Raw genomic sequence first — 20,191 nt, forward strand, 5'->3', positions numbered from 1 at the left:
CACCTTGTTTTCTTAGTTGATAAATTTCTATTTTATCTTCATAAGTTAATTTCATAAAAAAACACCCCAAAAGTTAGATTTTTTATGTCTAACTTTTGGGGTGCAGTACATCTGACGGGATTTTATGATGCGTATTTAGTTAATCATCAATTTTGTAATAGAAAGGTTCACCTTGTTCAGTAATTTGATATCCTTCCCATAAATGATCTCGGTCAATTTGTGAAGAATTATTAAAATTTTGATACTGTGGAGAATCCAGAACAAAAGAAAGTTTAGAATTAATTTTGAAAACGTTTAAATTTCCTCTTGTATTTTCTTAAAACCTAGACTAGTATATAAGTATACAAATATTAGGAGGTAAAATTATGATTGGATTAATTTTAACAGGTCATGGGGAGTATGCAATTGGTGTAGGTCATGCATTAGAAATGATAGCTGGGAAGCAAGAAGCTTTTAAAGTAGTACCATTTCATGAAAGCGAACCAATGGAAACATTGGAGTCCAATATGAAATCTGCAATAATTGAATTACAAAATACCACAGAAGGAATTGTTATATTTGCTGATTTATTGGGAGGTAGCCCGTTCAAAGCAGCAATGTTAGCTTCTACTAATTTTGAAAATGTAGAAGTAGTAGTCGGCACTAATTTACCAATGCTAATCGAAATTGCAATGTTTCGTGAGTTTGCAAATGATGTTCAAGCGGTAGTGACGCAAAGTTTAAATGCAGGTAAAGAAGGTATTCAACATGTAGTTTTATCAAAAAAAGTAGAAGAAATAATTGAAAATGATGAGGAAGGAATTTAATTCTGATAATTAGGTGAACAATAAAAAAATAAAGTAGTCATAATACCTATGTAAACATACGAATGCGGTTGTAATTTCTATAACTATTTCTGGTTTATGAAGGTAATATTTTTTAAACAAAAAACTTAACGTGTTAACGTTGTGAATATTTCTTGAAACGTTACTTGTTTAGTGTTAGACTATGTAAGAGAGCGTTATCAAAAATAAAATTGTATTTAAATAACAATTAATTTTTATTAAAAAGGAGAATAACAATGGAAACTAGATATACACATAGTCCTGAGGACATAAGACATTATTCTACAGATCAATTAAGAAAGGAATTTTTAGTAGAAAAGGTATTTGAACCAAATCAAGTAAAGTTAACATACACTCATAATGATCGTATGATTTTTGGTGGTGTAATGCCATTGGAAGAAAAATTAAGTATTGAATTATCTACTGAATTAGGGGTAGAGTATTTTCTTCAAAGACGTGAGATGGGAGTAATTAATATTGGTGGTCCCGGTATCATAGAAATTGATGGGACTGTTGAAAATATGCTAAAACAAGATGGATACTATATTGGAAAAGAAACTAAAGAAGTTAAGTTCTCAAGTCTATCTTCAGAAAACCCAGCTAAATTTTATATTGTTTCAGTTCCGGCACATCATAAATACCCAAATAAAAAATTGAGTATTGAAAAAATTATTCCACTTTGTATGGGGGATTCCAGTACATTAAACCAAAGAAAAATTTATCAATATGTTCACCCTAATCAATGTGAAAGTTGCCAACTACAATTAGGATATACTGTACTTGAACCAGGTAGTTCATGGAATACAATGCCATGTCATACACATGAACGTAGAATGGAAACGTATCTTTACTTTGATATGGAACCTGATACAAAAGTGTTTCATTTTATGGGAACTCCACAAGAAACAAAACACTTAGTAGTTGGAAATGAAGAGGCTTGTATTTCACCTAGTTGGTCAATTCATTCAGGAGTTGGTACTTCAAATTATACATTTATTTGGGGAATGGCAGGAGAAAATATTACATATACAGATATGGATATGGTGCCAATGCAAGAACTAAAATAGTGAGGTGTTAAAAAATGTCAAATGAATTATTTTCTTTAAAAGGAAAAGTTGCACTTGTAACTGGTGCAGTATATGGAATTGGATTTGCGATTGCTGAAGCTTTAGCGAGTGCAGGAGCAACTATAGTGTTTAATGATAGAAATCAAAGTGGCGTTGAAAAAGGTTTAGCAAACTATGCTGAAAAGGGAATTAAAGCATATGGATATGTTTGTGATGTTACTGATGAACCTGGAGTTCAAGATATGGTTAAAAAAATTGAATCAGAGGTAGGTGTAATTGATATACTAGTTAATAATGCTGGTATTATCAAACGTATTCCTATGCATGAAATGTCGGCTGAAGATTTCCGACAAGTTATTGATGTAGATTTAAATGCTCCATTTATTATGGCTAAAGCAGTTATTCCATCAATGATTCAAAATGGTGGAGGTAAGATTATCAATATTTGTTCAATGATGAGTGAATTGGGACGAGAAACGGTATCAGCATACGCTGCTGCAAAAGGTGGCTTGAAAATGTTAACTCGTAATATTGCATCAGAATATGGTAGCTACAATATTCAATGTAATGGGATTGGACCAGGATATATCGCAACACCTCAAACAGCTCCTCTTCGAGAAATTCAACCGGATGGAGAAAGACATCCATTTGATAAATTCATTATTGCAAAAACTCCAGCTGAACGTTGGGGAGAAGCGGAGGATTTAAAAGGACCTGCAATCTTTTTAGCAAGTAGTGCGAGTGACTTTGTAAATGGGCATATTTTGTATGTTGATGGTGGGATTTTAGCATACATTGGAAAACAACCGTAAAAAATAGTCTAAAAACCGAAAAAAATAAGAACCCCTCTTATGGATATTTAGAGGTGTTTCATTATGTTTACTTAACAACATAATTTTGTTATTATTACGGTATTCTAGAAGGACGGAAGTGTTATTATTGCTACGAAAATATGAAATTATTAAGCAAGATATTCTTAGAGAAATAGACGAAGGAAAATTTAAACCAGGATCTAAAATTTATTCTGAAGGTGATTTAAAAAGAATTTACAATGTGAGTAATACAACTGTGGTAAAAGCTTTAAATGATTTAGTAGCTGAAGGTTTCTTGATTCGAAAACAAGGAGAAGGCACCTTTGTTCGAAAAAATATGCTGCATCGAAAAGTTAGTTTTACTGAAAAATTAAAAAAGGTTTTGAATCCTAAAAAAAATTCGGAAAAATTTTGTACAGACATTCGTATTTGTAATGATATAAACATTCGCACAAAATTTGATGCAAGCGATCCTTTATACGAAATTATTCAAAAAGCGTTAATTGATGAAACAATGTGGAAAATACAAAAAAGATATGTTCAAGTTGCAAAATTAAGTGAAGATTCTATTGAACGTATTACACAAGGTGGCAGTGTTTCTAAAGAGTTAGCGCTAGAAAAAAATTTGGTAAATATGCCAATGTCTATGACTATTGAATTTAAAGAAATGAATAATAGCGAAACAGAAGAACTTCAATCACATTCACTAGTGTTGGTGAAGAAAACAATTTATTCTAACACAACAAAAGAAGTAATTGAGTATTCTGAAAGTTATATTCATCCTAGTTATTATGAAATAGAAATTACAGCAGAATAGATTGAAAAGCTCTCAAATTTTTTGAGAGCTTTTTTGTGTTTTTTTTAAATAAACCGTTTACAAAGAGAGTATTTTTTGATAATATCCTTATAGGGTTAACACGTTAAGTTTAAAATTTGGAAGGGTGATTGTGATGAAAAGAAGTAGGATGTATAGTTTAATTTGCTTTTTTGTATTAACTTTTGTATTCGTTATGGGAAACGATAAAATAAGTTATGCTAAAGAATTGAGTGAGCATTCTGTCAATCTTGTCAAAAATGGTGATTTTAATTTGAAAGAGGATAGTCAGAATAAATGGACTGGAAAATCTGCAACAAATTGGAATACTCCATGGATTCCAAAAAGTGTAAAAGATAAGTACCATATTACTGTAACTGATGATGGTGTATTAAGAATGGATTCAGATGCAGAAATGAGAGCTGTTGTTGGACAAGATATTACTGTAGAGTCTAATCAAAAGTATATTTTCTCAGCAAGAATAAAAACAGAAGCTTTAAAGTCTAATATAGGAGCTCGTGTTCGAATACTTTCTTACGATAGCAATAATAAACAAAAGTCAAATCTATGGTACTCTAAAAATTTAGTTGGAGATAATGATTGGACGACAATTACAGGAGAGTTCGTTTCCGGTGAAGATATTGTAAAGATTCGATTAGAGTTATTTTATGAAACAGGAACTGGAACAGCATACTTTGATGATGTGAGTCTTTTAAAATCAGAAAATACAACTTCTATTGAAAATGAAGGAATTAAAGAGATTGAATTTGATAATTCTGTAACATTAAATATTAATAAACAATGGTTATTACCTGGAAATTACCAATATGAAGTGAAAGATAATAGTATTGCTTCAGTGGAAGATGGATTTATTGTTCCTAAAAAAATAGGAACGACAGAATTAATGGTAAGTGCACCTGGAAAAAAAGATAAGGTGGTATCTTTAGTTGTAGAAGAATCTAATAATATTTTTGATTCTCTCTTGCAAAAATGGGATACAATGATTTCAGGAAATAGATATTTTGATAGTCAAAGTAGCTATATGAATAAAATTTTTGAAAGTAATGAAAAAGATGTAGAAAATTATCTTGCAAAACTTCAAAATAATGATAAAAAACTTTGGGATGATTTAGCAGATTATTCACAATCAGCTAATTTGACTAAAACATATCGTCGCCTTGAACAAATTGCAAAATCAGTTACAAATCCAAAATCTAAATACTACAATGATAAAGAAGTAATAAGTATAGTAAAACGTAGTATGAAGTTAATGGAAGATAATTATTATAATGAAAACACTGAATCAAGAGGGAATTGGTGGGATTATGAAATTGGTGTTCCTAGAGCTATTAATAATATTTTAACCATTATGAATCATTATTTTAGTAAAGAAGAAATTGTGAAACTATTACTTCCAATTTCTAAAATGGTACCTGACCCGTCGAAAATAATGGTAAGTCAAAACCGAGGGAAAAAAGCTGTTGGAGGAAACCTTTCTGATTTAGGAAAAGTAAAAGTTATTGAAGGAATTTTATTAGAGGATAATGAAAAATTAGAAGTAGCGATTAATAATGTGAGTAATGTCTTAGAGGTGGTTTCTGAAGGAGAAGGATTTCACTATGATGGTTCGTATGTAGATCACACCAATATAGCATATACAGGAGCCTATGGAAATGTTTTAATAGATGGATTTTCTCAATTACTTCCAGTTATCCAAGCTAGTCCTTATAAAATTGAACAAAATAAACTAAAAATTTTATATAACTGGATTTATGAAGGTTTTCTTCCGTTAATTTATAGAGGCGAATTGATGGATATGACAAGAGGAAGATCTCTAAGTAGAAAAATTCAAAATGACCATTATGCCGCTGTAGAAGTATTAAGAGGTATTATGAGAATTGCTGAAGCAAGTGAACAATCTGAAAAGAATAAATTACAAGGGATTGTAAAAGATATTGTTAAGTCGGATAACTATTATGATACATTCTTATCGTTAAAATCATTCTATGATGTGTATCTTTTTGAAACTCTTTTATCGAATAATATGGTGGGAGAAATTGAAAGAAATACTTATTTGAAATTGTATAATGATATGAATAAAGTTGCCTACTACAATAAAGAACGTGGCTTTGCTTTTGGGATTAGTATGCATTCTGATAAAATTCAAAATTATGAGTTTATGAATAAGGAAAATGCCAAAGGATGGTATACAAGTGATGGAGTTTCTTATTTATATAATGATGACTTAAGTCATTTTAGTGATGATTACTGGGCTACAGTTGATCCGTATAAGTTGCCTGGGATAACAGAAAATAATAAAGCAAGAGAAAAAGGTTTAGGAATGACAACAATGAAAAATTCATTTGTTGGTTCTACTTCTTTAAATCAAAAATTCGGAACAGTAGCAATGGATTTTTCAAATTTAGATAATACAATGAGTGCTAAAAAAGCTTGGTTTATCTTAGGAGATCGAGTAGTATTCTTAGGTTCGGGAGTAAAGGATGCAAGTGGCACAAATGGATATACTGTTATTGAAAATAGAAAGATTAAACGAAGTTCTAGAAATCGTAGTATGGATAAAGAAGATTACAAGGTAATTGTGGATGGAAAAGAGAAAACAGTAGATAGTACTGAAATAGAAATACAAGCAAATAATATTTTCCTAAAATCTTCCAATAAAGAAATGAATATTGGATACAAATTTTTAAAAACTACATCATTAAATGTGAAAAAAGAAACAAGAAGTGGTACTTGGAAAGATATCAATGAAAGTCAAAGTAATGAGAGTGTAGAAAATACATTTTTAACAATTGTACAACCACATGATATGGTTAGAAACAGTTATGCGTATGTTCTTTACCCTAATAGAAATGATAAAGAATTTGAATCTGAAGTAAATAAAGAAGATATTACAGTAATTGAGAATTCAGAAAATAATCAAGTTGTTTATGATAAATCAAATAATATTTATGGAGTTGTTAAATATGATGATTCTGAGTTGAAGTTGGAAGATAATCTTGTGTTAAAAGAAAAGGGAATATATACAATTCAAAAAGAATTAAACAAGATTAAAGTGGCATTTTTAGATCCCACTAATAGTAATGCTCATTTAAATGAATTAAAGGTAAATCCATATGTGTTAAAACAAGTTATTGAACCATCTGCAGAAGATAGAGTGAGATACTTGATTTATGAATCAAAAGTTGAAAGGAATGAGAATAAAGATCTTAAAAATGACGATAAAATGTACATCGGAAAAGATCATAAATTAGAAACTAATAGTAAAGAATCTACAAAGAAAGATACACAAATAGAGGAGCATAACGCAATTATCTCACAAGAAAGTAAAAAAATAGAAAATGATAGAGAAAATCAATTAAAGAAAAATAATGAATTAGAAGAACAAACAACTTCCTCAGAGAATGGTGTTGAGATGGTTAACACTTTAAGTGAACGTGATGTGAATAAAAAATTACCTAATACAGGAACAAGAAAAATAGAATCAGCCGTAATTTTACCATTTATTTTTGTGATAATTACGATTTTTATCAAAAAAACGTTTACAAAACTAAAGATGTGATGTAAAATATAAATAAAGTTAACGTGTTAAGTCTAAAACGATTAGAGGTGAGAAAATGATTGAAAAAAATATTGAAATATTAAAATCGTATCGATCAAGTGATGAGGAAAGATTAACTCCTGAAATACTTGAAAAAGCAATTAAAGATTGTCTAATAAAAATAGATCATAATTTAGATATTCTTGGTGAAGAGTATCCAACACCAGCTACATTTAATAATGAGTATAAAATCATGGACAATACGGAGTGGACGAATGGTTTTTGGACAGGGTTGTTATGGTTAGCTTATGAACTAACAGGAGAAGAAAAGTATAAAAAAGCTGCTGAAAAAAATGTTCTTTCATTTATTTATCGAATTGATAATTTAATCGAGGTTAACCATCATGATTTAGGATTTTTGTACACTCCATCTTGTGTAAGTGCTTATAAATTAACTGGAAACATTCAAGCAAGAGATGCTGCTATAAAAGCGGCAAAACAATTGGCTTCGAGATATCAACAAAAAGGAAAATTTATTCAAGCTTGGGGCGAACTTGGAGCACGTGATAACTATAGATTGATTGTTGATTGCTTATTAAATATTCCGCTTCTTTTTTGGGCGAGTAAAGAGACTGGTAATGAAGAATTTGCTGAAATAGCAAAAGAACATTTTAAAACAACAGTCAAAAATGCTATTCGTAAAGATGCTTCAGCTTTTCATACATTTTATTTTGATCCAGAAACAGGAGAACCTGCATATGGTAAAACTAGACAAGGATATTCAGATGACTCTGCGTGGGCTAGAGGACAATCTTGGTTAATATATGGAATAGCACTTTGTAATGCTTATTTCCCTATAGAAACTAATTTGGAATATTTTCAAGCTGTGACAAATTACTTTTTAAATAGATTGCCTGAAGATTTTGTGTGTTATTGGGATTTGATTTTTGATGATAATTCAGGTCAGCCACGTGATACTTCAGCTGCTGCAATAGCAGTATGTGGAATGAATCAAATGTCAAAAGAATATCCTGAAAATAAAATTTTTGAAGAATATAACAAATGGGAAGATAGAATTTTATACAATCTTATTACTCGATATACAAAACAAAAAGCAAGTGGAGTTATTGCCCTTTTAAATGAAGGAGTATATTCATGGCATTCAGGTAAAGGAGTAAATGAAGGAAATATTTGGGGTGATTATTTCTACCTAGAAGCTTTAATGCGTAAGAAAAAAAATTGGAAAATGTATTGGTAAAGAAAGGAAGGGGTTATATGGAAAATAAACCAAACATTAAAATGGTCAGAATCGATGAACGATTGATCCATGGTCAGGGGCAATTATGGATTAAGAGTTTAGGAGTGAATTTAGTCATCTGCGCGAATGATGCGGTATCGACTGATGATTTACAACAAACGTTGATGAAGACTGTTTTACCAAAAGAAATAAATGTACGATTTTGGACGGTTGAAAGAACTGCTGAAATTATTTGGAAAGCAGCACCTCACCAAACCATTTTCGTGCTAGTTTCAAATCCAACGGATGCATTGAGATTAGCGGAATTAGGTTTTCCACTAGATACTATTAACGTTGGTAATATTCATTCAGCTCCAGGGAAAGACAAAGTTTCTCAATTTATTTATCTTGGTAAAGAGGATAAAGAAGCTTTGCGAACATTGAAGAATAAATATAATATTCAATTCAATACAAAAACCTCTCCAGTAACAAATGATGGAGCACAAACATTAGAAAAATTATTAGAAGCTATTAGCTGAAATGGGGGATAACAATGGAAATAACAGCATTTCAAGGTATTTTAATTGGTTTAGTAACAGCTTTCTGTTATTCAGGGATGTTATTAGGGATTTATACAAATAGAGCAATTGTAATGGCATTTTTTGTAGGTTTAATTTTAGGAGATATTCCGACAGCGTTAACGTTTGGTGCCTTAGCTGAATTAGCATACATGGGATTTGGAGTAGGTGCTGGTGGTACCGTTCCACCTAACCCAGTTGGTCCTGGTATTGTAGGAACGATTATGGTAATTACATTAAAAGATCAAGGGATTACCCCAGAAAATGCTTTAGCACTTTCGTTCCCATTTGCCGTATTATTCCAATTTGTAACAACATTCTTGTATACATTCTTTGCTGGTAATCCAAAAATGGCTGAGAAAGCAATTGAAAATGGTCACTATGGTAAATTTAAATTAATTGCACATTCAACTTATTTAGGTTTAGCTGTATCAGGATTTGTAATTGGTATTTTATCTGCTTTAAGTCGTCCAGCTTTAGAAGCTTTTGTTAATGCATTACCAAAATGGTTGATTAGTGGTTTTGGTGTAGCAGGTGGATTAATTCCAGCAATTGGTTTTGCAATGATTTTATCAGTAATGTTGAAGAAAGAATTAACTCCATATGTAATTTTAGGATATGTCTGTGTAGCTTATTTAGAATTACCAACAATGGCTGTAGCGTTAATTGGTACAGTATTTGGATTAATTGCATATTATCAAAATGCTAATAAACCAGCCGTAGTAGAAACAGTTCAAACTAGTGAAGTGGAGGATTTTAGTAATGGAATCTAATCAAAATAAATTAACTAAACGTGATTATTTTAAAACAGCATTAAGATCATATATTTTACAAAATGGCTTTAACTATAACACTTATCAAGGTGTAAGTTATCTAAATGTAATTTTACCTGGATTAAAGAAGATTTATAAAGATAATCCAGAAAAACTAAAAGAAACAGCGAAAGCTAATTTAGAGTTTTATAACACAAGTCCGCATTTAGTTCCATTTATTTCAAACTTACAATTAGCAATGTATGAAGATGGTCAAAGTATTGATTCAGTTCGTAGTATTAAAATGGCTCTTATGGGTCCTTTAGCAGGGATTGGAGATTCTATTGCTCAATTTGGGTTAGCACCATTATTTTCTACAATCTTTGCAGGTCTAGCTTTGGATGGTTTAGGATTTGCTCCGATGGGATATTGGTTAGCAATGCTTTTAAGTATGTTTGCTATTAAAGTATTTATGGGTTACTTAGGATATCAATTGGGTACAAATGCTATTAAATCTTTAAGTGATAAAATCAGCAAAATTTCAGAAGCTGCAAATATTGTAGGTGTAACAGTTATTTCTGCACTAGCTGCATCATTTGTAAAAGCTAAAATTGCAATTCAATATGCAACGACAGTAAGTTCTGGTGAAGAACAAATTGTTTCAATTCAAAAAATCTTAGATAAAATGATGCCAAGACTTTTACCAGTTTTAATTACAATATTAGTATATTACTTATTGAAAAAGAAAAAATGGAATACTTATCAAATCTTAATCTTATTATTTGTAATTGGTATTCTAGCTTCTGTTTTAGGAATTTTAGCATAAAGGTGAAAATATGTTTGATAAAATAAAACTTTATCAAACTAGATTCTGGTTAGAAGAAAACACAATTAAAACAATAAGGGAAAGTTCAAGTAGTTTTCTACTTGAACTTTTTTCTAAAGTTGATGATTTAACAGACCTTGATCTAGTTTATTATGACAATGCAATGGATATGGAAACTTGTTTCGAAAAATATTCATTTAGTGAATTTAAATGGAATAAAACTCCAAATGATGATATGGAATGGATTTTTATGTTAAATCGTCAGGGGTTTCTAGTAGATTTAGCAATGGCGTATTATCTTACACATGAATTGAAATATTTTGAAAAATGGAAAGAAATTATTTTTGATTTTATTTCCATAAATGAAGGAGAAGAGTATGCTCATCAAGAATCTTCATGGAGAATTTTGGATGCGGGTATTCGTCTAATGAATTGGATAAAGAGTTTAACATATCTTCCTTTAGATAATTTGAATGAAATTGAAAAAAAACGTATTTATAATTCTATGAAAAAACATGTTGAGTATATTCAATCTCGTTTTTTAGAAAAGCATATTCTCAGTAATTGGGGTGTATTAGCAGTTAGTGGGATATTGTCTTTTTTATATTTAGATGATGAAGAGTCTGCAAGTTTTAAATGGGCGAAGGAAATTCTATTTAAACAAGCAAACATTCAATTTACTAAAAAGGGAATTCACTGGGAACAAAGTCCGTTGTATCATCATCAAGTTACGATGTGTTACGCATATTTATATCAGCTTACATCTTATTTAGAGAATGAAGATGTAAAAATTTGGAAGGATATACTAATAAAACCGATACATGCTGCTCATTATTTATCAAATGATAATCAATATTTATTAGCATTGAATGATAGTGATACGGTGGATTTTTCGTGGGTCTATTCTTATTATAATTTACTAGGTTTTGATAGTTGTTGTACAAATTACGAAATAGGAATTCTGTTTTCTGGTAAAAAATTTTTGGAATTACATAAAGTGTACTTTGATGAATTTTTCTTTGATAATGTAGCAGGATTAGCTGTGATTAAACGTGAGGATATTTATTTTAGTTTTTTTGGTGGGCTTCATGGAAGCTCTCACGGTCATTCATCTCAAGGAGCATTCAGTTTAGAAATTAATGGTATTGAAATTATGACATTCGCGGGGCGCTATACTTATAAGGAGTGTGAGTTACGAAATATATTAAAATCTGAAATGATGCAAAATTCAGTGCAAATAGAAGGAGGAAACTATCCATCAATTAAGAGTTCTTGGAGTTATAATTGGGTCCCGAAAATACTCTCAATGACTGCGTTAAAAGAAGATTCCCTGTATTGTTTTGAATGTCAATGGGAAGTTCCAATTAATACTTCTAGTGATATAGATAAAAGAATAATTATTCGAAAAATTATAATTGATAGCAATAAAAAAGTAATGGTTATAATTGATGAAACGCAGAAAGAAGATTTGATATATCAGACATTTATTGTTCCGACAATAAAGAAACTAGATTTTAACTTTTGGACAAATGGTAAAATGGATATAGACCCTATTTCTTATTCTAGAAGGTACAATATGCTAGAAGAGGGAATGCGTTTAAAAATTAAAAATTCAATCACTCCACTTGTTACTTGTATTTCGTTAGAAACGTATTATATAGAACAAGAAGAAATTAGAAGACAAGAATTTAATGAAGAAGTGCAAGGTATAAAAATTCAATGTACGAAAGGTAATGAAGAGTTAGTAGTTTACTACTCACCAGAAGATATTAGTAATGGTCTAAAGTATATAAAAGACACTGATGGGAAAATTTTATACGGTAAGTTAATTGTTAGGAAAGATGGGAAGACATTTCGTTTGATGTAAGTTATTTATGAAAATTTAAAGGAGAAAATTATGGTAAATGTATTAGAACAGTTAAAAGAAAATTACATTTTTGCGGTTATTCGTGGTAATTCAGCGAAAGATGCAATAGAAATCTCAAAATATTCTATTTTGGGAGGAGTTAAAAATATTGAAGTAACATATACAACGCCAGATGCTTCTAAAGCAATTGTTGAATTAAAAAAAATGTATTCAAATAATACAGAAATTGTTATTGGAGCAGGGACAATTATGAATGTAGAACTAGCAAAAGAAGCTATTTCATCAGGTGCAGAATTTTTAGTAAGTCCTCATTATGATGCTTCTATTCAAGAGTTAGCAAAAGATGCCCATATTTACTATTTTCCTGGGTGTGCAACAACAACTGAAATTGTTCGAGCAATGAATGGAGGAGCAAAGATTATTAAATTATTTCCTGGAGCTACCTTGGGTCCTTCATTTATTAAAGATATTCATGGACCGATTCCAAATGTTGATTTAATGCCTTCAGGAGGAGTTTCTTTATCCAATATTAAAGAATGGAAAGATAAAGGTGCTGTTGCAGTAGGTGTAGGAAGTGCTTTAAGTGCAAAAGTTGGTTCTGAAGGTTATGAAAGTGTAACAAATATTGCTAAAAAATTTGTACAAGCTTTGAATTGATAAGATTCATTTATAAATAATAAATAGTAAAAGAGGTTCAAGAATGAGAGTAGTCACTTTAGGTGAAATTTTGTTACGATTATCAACTTATGAAGATGTTAGAATTAAAGATACAAATAATTTTAGAGTTTGTTATGGTGGAGCTGAAACAAATGTTGGAATTTCTTTGGCTCAATTTGGACATGCTGTTTCAGTAGCATCTGTTCTTCCTTCAAAAAATCCACTCAGTGATGCAGTGATTTCTAGGTTGAATTCGTATGGTGTGGATACAAAAGAAATTTTTCGAAAAAATGGAAGACTAGGCTCGTATTTTTTAGAGCAAGGAAATTCAGTAAGAGGTTCTAAGGTTTTATATGATCGTGCCTTTTCTAGTATTGCGATGCTTGATGAATTTTGTTGGGATTTTGATGCGATTTTTCAAAAAGTTGATTTAGTACATATTTCTGGTATATTACCAACACTTTCTAAAAAATGGGAAGTTTGGACACTAGAAATTGTAGAAAAAGCAAAAAGATACGGCTGTTTAGTCAGTTTTGATATAAATTACAGAAGTAGCTTGTGGGGATACGATAGAGCGTACAGTTTTTTTCAAAAAATATTCCCATATGTAGACATTCTTTCAGCGGGTAAATTAGATGCTATCCATTTTTTAAAAGTATCAAGTGAAGATGAAGATATTTCGTTACAAGAAATTTATAATCGTATTCAGGTGAAATATCCAAATATTAAAGTACTTTACTCAACAACAAGAATTGTGAATTCTACTAATCGTCATAAGTTGCAAGGCTTCTTTATAGGAGAAGAAGGGGAGTTTGTAGAGTCTAAATTATATGATATAAATCCCGTAATTGATCGTGTTGGTGGGGGAGATGCTTTTTCAGCAGGAATTTTAAATGGAATTTTAAAAGGATGGGATAGCCAAAAAATTGTTGATTTTGGCACTGCTAGTTCAGTTCTAAAACATACAGTTTTTGGTGATTGGAATCAGTTTGATGAGGAAGAAGTTTTTAATTTTATGAAAAATAAAACAGGCTGTATTTTACGTTAATTACAAAGTATTAAAAATATTTGATATTAATTTTGATGGATGAATAACATTAGGTTTTTCATCCATATTTTGTTAGAAAATATACTAATTGATAATTAAAAATCTATTTTTGAATAGGATTAAAAATACGTCAGTAGAAAATCTACTGACGCTAATTTAAGAAATTTAGTCATCAATTCGATAATGAAACTCACTTGCGAATCGTGGGAATTGTTGTCCGGCGAAAATACGATCTTTATCTGTTTGAATAGGATCTACGAAAGTATCATTTCTATCGGCTGTCATTGGAACGCCACCTGGGATGATATAAACAGCTGCACCACCAACTGGTAAATTTTTAGGACCATATCCACCAATTAAAGTCCCTTTATTTTCTTTAAAAGAAGATAATTTCATTTCATAATTTTCATCTACAAGACCTTTCTCATCAAATATAAAGGTATGCCCAGTACCGTCTACCCAAGTACCTTTTAGGCTAGAATAATCTCCATTTTGAATGGCTTGAATATCTAATTTTTTCTTAGCAACTTCTTTTTGTTTTTCAGGAGAAGTGATGTACCATTGTGTAGGTTTCCATTCTTTTTGTTTTAAATCTAATTTTGGAGGAAGATTTTTAATAACATCTTCAGTTGTTCCCTTAGTAATCTCTTCTAAAGCATCTCCATTATCATTAAACTTGTAATGAATATACTCATGATCTCTTGCAGTTCCAGCTCCGATATATGAGAATGTTCCATCTTCTAATGGGAAAATATTCATTCGTTCCCCAATCATATCTAATTTATTTTCTCTGTTTGTTAATCGAATCAGTTTTCCATTTGAAATAGTATAGATATCCAGAATATAATGATCGTCTTTTGAAGAGTCCATGGAAATAACTAATTCTTGCACATCATTTTTATCAAAGTCATATAATGTATAACTAATACCAGGAGAATCGAATCCTTTTTTTACTAAGTATGCGATACTATTAACATTAACATTATGCTTTATTTTGGAATGATCATTTTGATGTTTAGTAACATTCTCAACGACTTCCTTATAATCCTTAAGGACTGAATTATACAATGTATAATCCGTTACAGGTTTTGGTGCAACGGTTGTTTGAGTAGTTGTTTCTGCTTCTGTTGTAGCAGAGTTAGAACTAGAACTTGAGTTTTGACAAGCTGTTAATAAGCTAATAGAGATTCCCAGCCCTACTAGCAAATGCGTTTTTTTCATAATATTCACTCCTTTTTATTGATACTAAAAGTATAACAAAAAGAAATTCAAAATATCAAAAGATATCTAGTGAAATTATGAACAAAATTATATAATAAAAATTTCTAAGTACCAAAAAACGCCAGTAGAAAATTCCTACTGACGTATGTTTGAGAATCGTTATTCATCAATTTTATAATAGAAGTCTGCCGGATTATCAGCAATCGACTGTCCTGCCCATAAGCGATCACGGTCAATTTGAGATGGATCTGAGGTAGAATAGGATAGAGTTACTCCTGCTGGAATAATTGCAAGTGCAGCACCTGTTCCGTTTTTAAATGAGAGTCCTCCTCTTAAAAAGCCATGTTCTTCATTAAATCGTGAAATATCTATCATTTTAGTATCACTTACAAGTCCATTTTCATCGAATATAAGAGTGTATCCCAAACGATTTACCCATGTTCCTTTTAGAGTAGTATAATCTCCATTTTTAATGGCTTGAAGATCTAGTTTTGCTTTTGCCATTTCTTTTTGTTTTTCAGGAGTAGTGATATACCATTGCACTGGATACCAATCATTTTCTGGGATATTTAATTTTGGAGCTAGTCCTTCAATAATATCTGGAGTTATTCCTTCTTTTACACGTTCTAATGCACTTCCTGTTTCATTCCATTTGTAATGCGCATATACATGGTCTTTTGCAGAAGCAGCTCCAATATAAGTGAAAGTTCCATCTTCTAATGGGAAAATATTCATTCTTTCACCGATAAAGCTTAATTGATTTTCTGCATTGGTTACTTGAACAACTTTTCCATCGATAATGGTACGAATATCTAAAATCGCATGTTTATTGTCTATTGACATAGTCGCAACTAGCAATTCATCTACGCCATTTTTATCAAAGTCATATAAAATATAAGAAGCACCTTGTAGATAGTGATTATTTTTTGCGATTAAAATAAATTGATTTATATTTTCCTTATCGAAGGATCCACCCTCTTTTTTCAAAGCTTCTTTATAGTCTTGAAGAACTGAATTGTATAAGGTATAGTCAGCAACAGGTTTTGGAGCAACAGTTGTTTCTTCAATAGTTGTAGTGATTGCTTGACTAGTTGAAGGTGTTGTGGTTTCTTGTTTTTGGCAAGCCGTTAATAAACTAATAGAGATTCCCAGCCCTAGTAGCAAATGAGATTTTTTCATAAATAGAACTCCTTTTTTCTTAATTTGAATTTAGTATAGCAAAGGTGTCGTTTATTTTTCAAAAGATATCTTAAAATACGATAATTATGAGGTTTACGAATAGAAAATAGCTGTGTACAATAAAGTAGAGTGAATGGAAGGAGAGGAATAAACATGCAAGAGTTTAAAGATGCAACAGCAATGGCACAAGCAGTTAGAAATGGGGAAGTTTCTTCTGTTGAATTAGTTCAAGATGCTTTGTTTAAAGTAAAACAATTGAATCCAACTTTGAATGCGGTCGTGCATTTGCAAGAAGAAAGAGCGTTAAGAGAAGCTCGAACACGCAATTTTAGTGATAAGCCATTTGCAGGGGTTCCTTTATTGTTGAAAGATTTAGGACAATGTCAAAAGGGTGAACCTTCTACAGCTGGTTCACGTTTATTCAAAAATATCCTTCAAACACATCAAGATACATTAGTAACTAAATTAGAAGAAGCAGGATTTGTCATTATTGGTCGAACAAATACACCTGAATTTGGATTTAAAAATATGACAGAACCAAGTTTATGGGGGGTCACTTCGAATCCATATGACTTCAGTCGTAATGCAGGGGGATCGAGTGGTGGTGCAGCAAGTGCAGTGGCTAGTGGAATGGTTCCTCTTGCGATGGCAAGTGATGGTGGAGGATCGATTCGGATTCCAGCTAGTTTTACAGGATTAATTGGGTTAAAACCAAGTCGAGGTAGAATCCCTGTTGGTCCAAATGGCTATCGTGGCTGGCAAGGAGCATCAGTAAATTTTGCATTAACAAAAACCGTTCGTGATACAAGAAGATTATTAGAAGTGCTGCAAGTGGAACAAATGGAAAGTCCGTTTATATTACCTAAATTATTGAAACAACAACTTTATGCATCTATTGAACGACCACTAAAAATTGCCGTCATAGAAGATTCACCGATTGGAAATAAGGTCGAAGATGCTGCAAAAAAAGCTTTGAATCGAGCAGTAAGATTTTTACAAGAAAAAGGACATTCTATTGAAAAAATTCAATGGCCAGTTGATGGCATCGAAGTGATGAAAAATTACTATATAATGAATAGTGTGGAAACAGCTGCGATGATGAATGGAATTGAAAAAATGATACAACGTCCACTTACAAAAGAAGATATGGAACTAATGACATGGGGAATTTATCAATCGGGACAAAAGATTTTAGCGAAAGATTACAGTGCAGCATTGAACCAGTGGGATTATTGGACAAAACAAATGCAAGAGTGTTATGAAGAATATGATGTGATTTTAACTCCATGTGTGAATGATGTCGCTCCAAAACATGATCAGTATCCAATGAAAGAATCTGTTCGAGTAGCACTAGAGTCCATTGAACAGTATTCAGTAGATGAACAGCAAGAAATTATTTGGGAAATGTTTGAAAAAACTTTGGAGTTAACTCCATTTACTCAATTAGCCAACATTACTGGGCAACCAGCGATTAGTCTTCCAATTTATTGTACACAAGAAGGACTACCAGTTGGGGTACAAGTGATGGCTGCTAAAGGGCGAGAAGATTTATTATTACAAATTGCAGAAATTTTTGAACAAGAGCATCAATGGAATCGAAAAGATTAGGGAGGAATTAGGATGAAAATTGCAATTATCGGAGCAGGAATTGTGGGAGCAACGGCTGCTTATCAATTATCAAAAAATAAAGAAGTAGAATTAGTCGTCTATGATGATGGAGTTGGACAAGCTACGAAAGCTGCAGCAGGAATTATTTGCCCATGGTTGTCTCAAAGAAGAAATAAAGAATGGTATCGATTGACTGCAAGAGGAGCTTCTTATTATCCAGAATTAATGGCTGAATTACGAGAAGATGGTGTGACTCAATTACCGTATGAGCAAGTAGGAGCGCTAGTGTTTAAAAAGACTCCGAAATTATTAGGGAAGCTAGAAAAAATTGCTACTGAAAGAAGAAAAGAAGAAGAGAGAATTGGGACTTTAACAAAAATTGAAGCTGAAAGCATCTCTTCTTATGTTCCTGGCTGGAACGGAACTCATGGAGCGATTCATTGTTCTGGTGGAGGAAGAGTTGATGGGAAACTGTTAGTTGAACAGCAATTGTTTTTAGCCAAACAAAATGGGGCTAGTGTTCAACAAGAAAAAGTGAGTTTAACACGAGATGAAGAAGGAAAAGTAGTCGTTAAGACAAGTAGCGGATTAGAACAGTTCGACAAAATTATCGTAGCAAGTGGAGCGTGGGTTAAAGAGTTAATTGAACCGCTAGGGTATTATGTAGACGTTCGCCCACAAAAAGGGCAATTAATTGAATTAGAATTAGAGACAACTGAAGAAACAGGAAAATGGCCCGTTTGTATGTTGCATGGGGAAATTGATATTTTACCATTTGCAGATGGGAAAATTATTGTAGGTGCAACACATGAGAATGATCAAGGCTTTGATTTAAAAGATAGCCAAGAGTTACAACAAAAAATGTATGAAGAAGCGTGTGAAGTATTCCCAGCATTAAAACAAGCTAAATGGGGAGGAAGTCGAATTGGAACAAGAGCCTATACTTCTGACTTCTTACCATTTTTCGGTAGTATTCCAGAAGAAAACTCGATATTTGTTGCTAGTGGTCTAGGTTCTTCAGGCTTAACTTCAGGAGTATGGATTGGTGCATTATTAGCACAGTTGTCAGTTGGTGATACACCTTTATTTAACGTGGATTCTTATACTCCAGAAAATTATATCCAAAAACTAATATAACAGAAATCATATTTGTTGCATTGAAATGCAAAATCTTGTATTATATCTATGGTAAATATTACAAATTTTGGAGGAATCATAATGTTAAAAGAATTTAAAGAGTTCTTAATGCGTGGGAATGTTGTTGATTTAGCAGTTGCGGTAATCATCGGGGCAGCTTTCAAAGCTATCGTTGATTCATTAGTAAAAGATATTTTCGAACCAATTATTGCAATGGTATTTAAAGCAGATTCAATCGCTGGAGTATCAGTTAAAATTGGTTCAGCTACATTAGGTGTAGGTGCCTTTGCTGCTGCAATCATTAACTTTGTAATCGTAGGCTTTGTTCTTTTCATGGTAGTTAAAGGTATAAACGCTGCTCAAGGTTTAGTTAAATCTGGAAAAGAAGAAGCTGCAGAAGTTGCTGCAGAACCAAAAGCTGAAGATTACTTACGTGAAATCCGTGATTTATTAGCAAACAAATAATAAAATAAAATTTAATGAAGGATGAGGTTTCTCATCCTTTTTTTATTGAAATTTATAGTAATCTGTGCTAATATTCTCATGTGATAAGTTTTTTTTCATTTTCTTATCACTTTTTTTCTTTTTTTTTATTTTTTTATTGGACTGTCCGTTCAGGGGATAGTTCTGAAAACCACCTATATTAGGTGGTTTTTTTGTGCTTGAAATTGATAGAGTTTAGTGATATTATACGAGTGTGATAAGTTTTTTATCATATTTTAATTTATTTGTTTTTTTTAGATTTTTTCATAGAACTATCTCCGGAAAAAGATAGGTATGAAAAATAAAAAACCATCTATGTATTAGGTGGTTTTTTTGTGTTTGAAATTGTTAGAACTTAGTGATATTATACAAGTGTGATAAGTTTTTCCTTATTCTTATCACTTTAATATTTTTTTATTTTTTATTGGACTATCCGTTCAAGGGATAGTTCTGAAAACCACCTATATTGAAGTGACCCCAAAAAGTTAGACTTTTTTTGAGACGACATAAGTCGTCTCTTTT

At 31.5% G+C, this 20,191-nt stretch carries 17 protein-coding genes; 15 read left to right on the top strand and 2 right to left on the bottom strand.

What is annotated here, in order from left to right; all coding sequences use genetic code 11:
- The first annotated feature begins 365 nt into the window (after positions 1-365).
- From agaF to RYK07_RS06460, 12 genes are all read left to right on the top strand, one after another.
- Positions 366-806: a PTS galactosamine/N-acetylgalactosamine transporter subunit IIA gene (gene agaF / locus RYK07_RS06405; protein ID WP_314853003.1), complete on the top strand. Its 441-nt coding sequence runs from the start codon at positions 366-368 to the stop codon at positions 804-806.
- Between the two features lie 254 nt (positions 807-1,060).
- A complete protein-coding gene (kduI, locus tag RYK07_RS06410; protein ID WP_314853005.1) occupies positions 1,061-1,891 on the top strand; it encodes a 5-dehydro-4-deoxy-D-glucuronate isomerase in 831 nt (276 codons plus the stop codon).
- 14 nt (positions 1,892-1,905) lie between these two features.
- A complete protein-coding gene (locus tag RYK07_RS06415) occupies positions 1,906-2,703 on the top strand; it encodes a gluconate 5-dehydrogenase (RefSeq protein WP_314853006.1) in 798 nt (265 codons plus the stop codon).
- 118 nt (positions 2,704-2,821) lie between these two features.
- Positions 2,822-3,520 carry a GntR family transcriptional regulator gene (locus RYK07_RS06420; RefSeq protein ID WP_314853008.1) on the top strand — a complete coding sequence of 233 codons (699 nt, stop codon included), beginning with the start codon at positions 2,822-2,824 and terminating at the stop codon, positions 3,518-3,520.
- 193 nt (positions 3,521-3,713) lie between these two features.
- Positions 3,714-7,097 (top strand): polysaccharide lyase family 8 super-sandwich domain-containing protein, encoded by a 3,384-nt coding sequence (locus RYK07_RS06425; RefSeq protein WP_314853009.1) that lies wholly within the window; start codon positions 3,714-3,716, stop codon positions 7,095-7,097.
- 55 nt (positions 7,098-7,152) lie between these two features.
- Entirely contained in the window at positions 7,153-8,334 is a 1,182-nt protein-coding gene (locus RYK07_RS06430; RefSeq protein ID WP_314853011.1) for a glycoside hydrolase family 88 protein, read from the top strand.
- Between the two features lie 17 nt (positions 8,335-8,351).
- The gene (locus RYK07_RS06435; RefSeq protein ID WP_227931783.1) at positions 8,352-8,852 is read left to right on the top strand and encodes a PTS sugar transporter subunit IIB; all 501 of its coding nucleotides are present in this window, start codon (positions 8,352-8,354) and stop codon (positions 8,850-8,852) included.
- Positions 8,853-8,866: 14 nt separating this feature from the next.
- A complete protein-coding gene (locus tag RYK07_RS06440) occupies positions 8,867-9,664 on the top strand; it encodes a PTS mannose/fructose/sorbose/N-acetylgalactosamine transporter subunit IIC (protein ID WP_314853012.1) in 798 nt (265 codons plus the stop codon).
- Positions 9,654-10,469, top strand: a complete 816-nt coding sequence (locus tag RYK07_RS06445) for a PTS system mannose/fructose/sorbose family transporter subunit IID (RefSeq protein WP_314853013.1) — start codon at positions 9,654-9,656, stop codon at positions 10,467-10,469. The genes RYK07_RS06440 and RYK07_RS06445 overlap by 11 nt, the downstream gene beginning before the upstream one ends.
- 10 nt (positions 10,470-10,479) lie before the next feature.
- On the top strand, positions 10,480-12,336 hold the full coding sequence (locus RYK07_RS06450) for a heparinase II/III family protein (RefSeq protein WP_314853014.1): 1,857 nt from the start codon (positions 10,480-10,482) through the stop codon (positions 12,334-12,336).
- A 30-nt stretch (positions 12,337-12,366) separates the two neighbouring features.
- Positions 12,367-12,993, top strand: coding sequence for a bifunctional 4-hydroxy-2-oxoglutarate aldolase/2-dehydro-3-deoxy-phosphogluconate aldolase (locus tag RYK07_RS06455; protein WP_314853015.1), 627 nt, complete (start codon positions 12,367-12,369; stop codon positions 12,991-12,993).
- A 43-nt stretch (positions 12,994-13,036) separates the two neighbouring features.
- A complete protein-coding gene (locus tag RYK07_RS06460) occupies positions 13,037-14,041 on the top strand; it encodes a sugar kinase (protein ID WP_314853017.1) in 1,005 nt (334 codons plus the stop codon).
- 165 nt (positions 14,042-14,206) lie between these two features.
- Here RYK07_RS06460 and RYK07_RS06465 read toward each other — a convergent pair whose 3' ends face one another.
- Positions 14,207-15,262, bottom strand: coding sequence for a DUF6287 domain-containing protein (locus tag RYK07_RS06465; protein WP_314853018.1), 1,056 nt, complete (start codon positions 15,260-15,262; stop codon positions 14,207-14,209).
- 159 nt (positions 15,263-15,421) lie between these two features.
- Positions 15,422-16,441 carry a DUF6287 domain-containing protein gene (locus RYK07_RS06470; protein ID WP_314853019.1) on the bottom strand — a complete coding sequence of 340 codons (1,020 nt, stop codon included), beginning with the start codon at positions 16,439-16,441 and terminating at the stop codon, positions 15,422-15,424.
- 153 nt (positions 16,442-16,594) lie between these two features.
- Here RYK07_RS06470 and RYK07_RS06475 point away from each other — a divergent pair, with 153 nt between their 5' ends.
- The 3 genes from RYK07_RS06475 to mscL all read left to right on the top strand — a co-directional run bounded on the left by RYK07_RS06475 (position 16,595) and on the right by mscL (position 19,651).
- Positions 16,595-18,049 carry an amidase gene (locus tag RYK07_RS06475; protein WP_314853020.1) on the top strand — a complete coding sequence of 485 codons (1,455 nt, stop codon included), beginning with the start codon at positions 16,595-16,597 and terminating at the stop codon, positions 18,047-18,049.
- Positions 18,050-18,061: 12 nt separating this feature from the next.
- On the top strand, positions 18,062-19,186 hold the full coding sequence (locus tag RYK07_RS06480) for an FAD-binding oxidoreductase (protein ID WP_314853021.1): 1,125 nt from the start codon (positions 18,062-18,064) through the stop codon (positions 19,184-19,186).
- Positions 19,187-19,267: 81 nt separating this feature from the next.
- Positions 19,268-19,651 (top strand): large conductance mechanosensitive channel protein MscL, encoded by a 384-nt coding sequence (gene mscL, locus RYK07_RS06485; RefSeq protein ID WP_314853022.1) that lies wholly within the window; start codon positions 19,268-19,270, stop codon positions 19,649-19,651.
- The last annotated feature ends 540 nt before the right edge of the window (positions 19,652-20,191 follow it).

The sequence above is a fragment of the uncultured Granulicatella sp. genome (genome assembly GCF_963528315.1).
In the GTDB taxonomy this organism is placed as follows: Bacteria; Bacillota; Bacilli; order Lactobacillales; family Aerococcaceae; genus Granulicatella.

What these genes read in the sequence shown, in the direction of transcription:
- RYK07_RS06460 (WP_314853017.1), top strand. Translation starts at nt 13,037, where the DNA reads ATGAGAGTAGTCACTTTAGGTGAAATTTTGTTACGATTATCAACTTAT.
- RYK07_RS06445 (WP_314853013.1), top strand. Translation starts at nt 9,654, where the DNA reads ATGGAATCTAATCAAAATAAATTAACTAAACGTGATTATTTTAAAACA.
- RYK07_RS06470 (WP_314853019.1), bottom strand. Translation starts at nt 16,441, where the DNA reads ATGAAAAAATCTCATTTGCTACTAGGGCTGGGAATCTCTATTAGTTTA.
- kduI (WP_314853005.1), top strand. Translation starts at nt 1,061, where the DNA reads ATGGAAACTAGATATACACATAGTCCTGAGGACATAAGACATTATTCT.
- RYK07_RS06440 (WP_314853012.1), top strand. Translation starts at nt 8,867, where the DNA reads ATGGAAATAACAGCATTTCAAGGTATTTTAATTGGTTTAGTAACAGCT.
- RYK07_RS06475 (WP_314853020.1), top strand. Translation starts at nt 16,595, where the DNA reads ATGCAAGAGTTTAAAGATGCAACAGCAATGGCACAAGCAGTTAGAAAT.
- RYK07_RS06455 (WP_314853015.1), top strand. Translation starts at nt 12,367, where the DNA reads ATGGTAAATGTATTAGAACAGTTAAAAGAAAATTACATTTTTGCGGTT.
- RYK07_RS06430 (WP_314853011.1), top strand. Translation starts at nt 7,153, where the DNA reads ATGATTGAAAAAAATATTGAAATATTAAAATCGTATCGATCAAGTGAT.
- mscL (WP_314853022.1), top strand. Translation starts at nt 19,268, where the DNA reads ATGTTAAAAGAATTTAAAGAGTTCTTAATGCGTGGGAATGTTGTTGAT.
- RYK07_RS06480 (WP_314853021.1), top strand. Translation starts at nt 18,062, where the DNA reads ATGAAAATTGCAATTATCGGAGCAGGAATTGTGGGAGCAACGGCTGCT.
- RYK07_RS06425 (WP_314853009.1), top strand. Translation starts at nt 3,714, where the DNA reads ATGGGAAACGATAAAATAAGTTATGCTAAAGAATTGAGTGAGCATTCT.
- RYK07_RS06465 (WP_314853018.1), bottom strand. Translation starts at nt 15,262, where the DNA reads ATGAAAAAAACGCATTTGCTAGTAGGGCTGGGAATCTCTATTAGCTTA.
- RYK07_RS06415 (WP_314853006.1), top strand. Translation starts at nt 1,906, where the DNA reads ATGTCAAATGAATTATTTTCTTTAAAAGGAAAAGTTGCACTTGTAACT.
- RYK07_RS06450 (WP_314853014.1), top strand. Translation starts at nt 10,480, where the DNA reads ATGTTTGATAAAATAAAACTTTATCAAACTAGATTCTGGTTAGAAGAA.
- agaF (WP_314853003.1), top strand. Translation starts at nt 366, where the DNA reads ATGATTGGATTAATTTTAACAGGTCATGGGGAGTATGCAATTGGTGTA.
- RYK07_RS06435 (WP_227931783.1), top strand. Translation starts at nt 8,352, where the DNA reads ATGGAAAATAAACCAAACATTAAAATGGTCAGAATCGATGAACGATTG.